A 3,787-nucleotide genomic window follows, 5' to 3' on the forward strand; every position below is an offset into this window, starting at 1 on the left:
GAGGGTGGCCGGGAGGTCGGTGAAGGGGATCTCCTGGGTGATCGGGTCGAGCAGGCCGGCGGGCTTCCAGTCGGTGGCGAGGTGCTGCCAGATCTCGCGGCGCAGGTCCATCGGGCACTCGACGGTGTCGACCCCGGCCAGCGTCACGCCGCGCAGGATGAAGGGGAAGACGGTCGTCGCCACCGCGGCACCGCCGGCGACACCGCAGAGGGCCACCGTGCCGCCGTACCGGGTGGTGCGTAGCAGGTTGGCGGTGGTCGCCCCGCCGACCGGGTCGACGGCGCCGGCCCAGCGCTGGCTCTCCAGCGGGCGCGTGCTCTCGGCCGACGTCTCCTCCCGCGACAGGATCTCTTGCGCGCCGAGGCTCCGGAGGTAGTCGTGCTCGGCCGCCTTGCCGGTGCTGGCGGCGACGTGGTAGCCGAGCTGGGCCAGGATGGAGACGGCGATCGAGCCGACGCCCCCGGTGGCGCCGGTGACCAGCACTGGCCCCTGCTCCGGCGTGACGCCGTGCTCGCGCAGGCGGTGCACCGAGAGCGCGGCGGCCAGCCCGGCGGTGCCCAGCGCCATCGCTTCTTTAGTCGTCAGGCCCGCCGGCAGCGGGAGGACCCACTGGGCGGGAATGCGCGCGTACTCGCTGTAGCCGCCGAAGTGTGAGACGCCGATCTCGTAGCTGGTAGCCAGCACCTCGTCGCCCGGCTGGAAGCGAGGATCCTGCGATTCGACCACCGTGCCGGCCAGGTCGATCCCCGGCACCATCGGATAGCGGCGCACGACGCGCCCGGTCGGGATCACCGCCAGGCCGTCCTTGTAGTTCACGCTGGAGTAGGCCACGCGGATGGTCACCTCGCCCGGCGGCAGGTCCTCGGGGCGCAGCGTGCGGAAGGCGACCGAGACGTCCTCGCCGTCCTTCTCGACGTACAGGGCGCGGAATTCGTTCGGAATCGCGGTCATCTCATAGTCCTTTCCCTGCTCAGCAGCGCCGAGATCTTGCCGGCTTGGTCACGGCAGGATGGTCAGCCGGGCGACGACGGGGCGGTGGTCGGACGCGCGGCTGTCCAGGATCTCGATGTCACGTAACTCGATGCCGGTGGTTGCCAGGATGTGGTCGATCCGGCGGTGGTCCTCCGAGGTCCATGCCTCCGGCCCGAGGACCTCCCCGAGGTCGACGAACCCGGCCGCCGCCAGCGCCTGGAGCACCTCGCTGTCCGGCTCGGCGTTCAGGTCGCCCAGCAGGAGCGCCGGTGTTCGCCCGCCCCAGACGTCGATCAGCTCCGTCACCTGGGTCATGCGCACCTGGCCCGCCTCTGTCGGGTCGTCGAGGTGCGTGCCGAAGACCCAGAGGTCGCCTCGCTCGGTCGCAAGCCGCACGCCGATGACGCCGCGCTTGAGGTTCTGCGTGGTCGTGTACTGGCGGTGGGCGACTTCCAGGATCAGGGCGCGGGTCAGGATCGCGTTACCCCAGATCCCGTCGTCGGCGTTCGTGCCGAAGACGTAGGGCATCCCGAGTCGGTGGCTGAACCAGCGCAGTTCGTCCACCCCGCTGGAGACGAGCCAGCCGCGGCTGACCTCCTGGAGCACGACGACGTCGGGGTTGGCTTGTTCGATCGTGCGAGCGAGCGCGTCCAGGGCGAAGTGGTTGTCGATGGAGAAGCCGTTCTGCGTGTTGTAGGTCATGACCGTGATCTCGGGGCCGAGCGGCGGACCGGCGGCCACGTCCTCGGCGGTGAGCCAGGACCAGCCACAGGCGAGCACGAGGAAGCCGACAAGGCCCAATGTGACGGCTGGCAAGGCCGGCATGTCCACCGATGGGAGACGTAGACGCGGCGCCGCGGCGGCAACCGCCCCTGCCGCGAGCAGCAGGACGGCGGGCCAGATCAGCTCCGGCCGGCCGGAGAAGGTGTAGTAGGCGAAGATGATTCCGACCTGCAGCAGCATCCCGCCGGTGAAGGCGGCGGTGTCGGCCGAGAGGCTCGCCCGCTCGTGCCGCGTGGGCGCGAGCAGCGCCGCCGTCACCAGCGGTAGGCTTGCCGCGACGGTCGCCACGAGCCCGGCCGCGACCAGCGCCCGGCCCTCCGTGTTCCACGACAGCCACAGCCCGGCCGCGAGGGCGATGGCGAGCGCGGCCGCGGTGCTCATGCGCGGCTGGTGCTCGCTTCCGTTCGCCACGAGGCCGCTCCCGACCAGTCCGACGATCGCCCCGAGCGCGAGCGTGGCACCCGCGCCGGGCAGATCGAAGTCGAGCCGCGTCTCGGCCACCCCGAGGTTGCCGGTTTGGAGGTGGAACAGTGCCAGCGCCGGGCCGACGACCAGGAGCGGAAGCGCCGCGCCGGCGGACTCCGCACCGGGTGCGGCCCGCCCTACCGCGAGCGCGCTGCCGAGCAGCGCCAGCAGCAGGACGACCGTGACCGCATGGGCACCGGGGCCGGGCAGCCAGGGGAGGTCGACCGTGCCCCGCGCGATGCGGATGCCGAGGTCGAGCGCCAGCCCCATCGGCAGGCCGAACGCGACGGCGCGGCGGTCACGGGTGATGAGGCTCAGCGTGAGCCAGCCCCAAGCGATGATCACCGCGGCGCCGAGCACGAGCCGGGGGACGGGCGCGTTCCAGAACTGAAGGAGCAGGCGCGCCAGGACCAGTGCCTCGGCCGTGCCGAGGAGCGCACGCTGTGGTCCGATCACCCGGATCAACGGGCCGCCGAGCCCGACGCCGAGAAACACCCCCACCGCCACGGCGGCCAGGGTTCCCCGGTTGGCCTGGTCGATCACGAAGACCATGTAGGAGACGAAGACGCGCATCGCCCCGACCATGACCGTGGTCGCCAGCGCCGCCAACACCACACTCGCCAAGAGCGAGCGCTCCGCGCTCGGCACTGCGACCGGGTGCGACCGGGGAGTCAACGTCGCGGTCATTCCAGCTCCTTTGTGACGCGAGTGGATGGCCCTCACCCCCGTCCCCGCTCCCAACGTTGGGAGCGGGACGCAACCATGGTATCCCGGCACGAGCCGCAGGCGGTGCAGTGGAGGGATCCATTCCCCGTCACCCCTCCGGCACCTCGCGGACGGAGCGATTCCACTCCGATGTCGCACCATTCCGCTTCGGTCGGAATGACACGATGCATTGTAGCGCGGGTGGCGACAACTCGGGTGTTGGGGCGCCTCAGCGGAGCACGCTGACCCACCAGCGTGGATCGCGCACCGGCACCCACTCGCCGCTCCGGTACTCGTAGGTAGCTTCGTGGCGGTCCGCGAGCGGCCCGGCGTCGATGGCGTCCTCGATCGTCTGGAGCGCGGCGTCGAGCAGGTCCGCCTCGTCGGGCGGCGTGCCGTCGAGCGTGTCGAGCAGCGAGTACATGAAGGCGAAGACGGCCACGCCGCCGTCTGGCGGTCGCACCAGGAACGAGGCGATCTTGCCGAGCAGGACCGGCGTGAACTCGAACCCCGGCTTGCGGCGCCAGATCGCGTGTCCCCGGTGATCGGCAATGTGCTCATGGGTCGGCAACACCACGGACTCCTCTCCGGTGAATCCGGTCACCCTCAGAACGATCATCCCACAGTGCGGCCCGAGGTCATCGGCGATCTCGTGTGATGCCGTCGCGTGTGGCAGGTCCGGCTCCCGTGGTGTTGTCGCCCCGCAGCGGCGTTATTGAACGTAGCTCGTTGGTGATTGCGCTCTTTGGCGTGCGGCAGCCCGAGCCGCCGCTGTGGTATCGCGCGGCCGCCGCCGCGCGCCGGGGGGGGCGCGCCGGGCGGGTGGGGGGGGCGCCCCCGCGCCCGGGCCCCGGCCCCGGGG

At 71.5% G+C, this 3,787-nt stretch carries 3 protein-coding genes; all 3 read right to left on the bottom strand.

Going from position 1 to position 3,787, the window contains the following annotated elements; all coding sequences use genetic code 11:
- A partial coding sequence (locus tag IRZ30_RS16280) for an acryloyl-CoA reductase (protein WP_294086662.1) occupies nt 1-951 on the bottom strand: 951 nt, incomplete at its 3' end.
- Nucleotides 952-999: 48 nt separating this feature from the next.
- A complete protein-coding gene (locus IRZ30_RS16285; protein WP_294086664.1) occupies nt 1,000-2,907 on the bottom strand; it encodes an endonuclease/exonuclease/phosphatase family protein in 1,908 nt (635 codons plus the stop codon).
- Between the two features lie 247 nt (nt 2,908-3,154).
- Nucleotides 3,155-3,499, bottom strand: coding sequence for a hypothetical protein (locus tag IRZ30_RS16290; RefSeq protein ID WP_294086666.1), 345 nt, complete (start codon nt 3,497-3,499; stop codon nt 3,155-3,157).
- Nucleotides 3,500-3,787 lie beyond the last annotated feature (288 nt).

Origin of the sequence: Sphaerobacter sp., assembly GCF_019683595.1 — a bacterium.
Taxonomy (GTDB): domain Bacteria; phylum Chloroflexota; class Chloroflexia; order Thermomicrobiales; family Thermomicrobiaceae; genus Sphaerobacter.

What these genes read in the sequence shown, in the direction of transcription:
- IRZ30_RS16285 (WP_294086664.1), bottom strand. Translation starts at nt 2,907, where the DNA reads ATGACCGCGACGTTGACTCCCCGGTCGCACCCGGTCGCAGTGCCGAGC.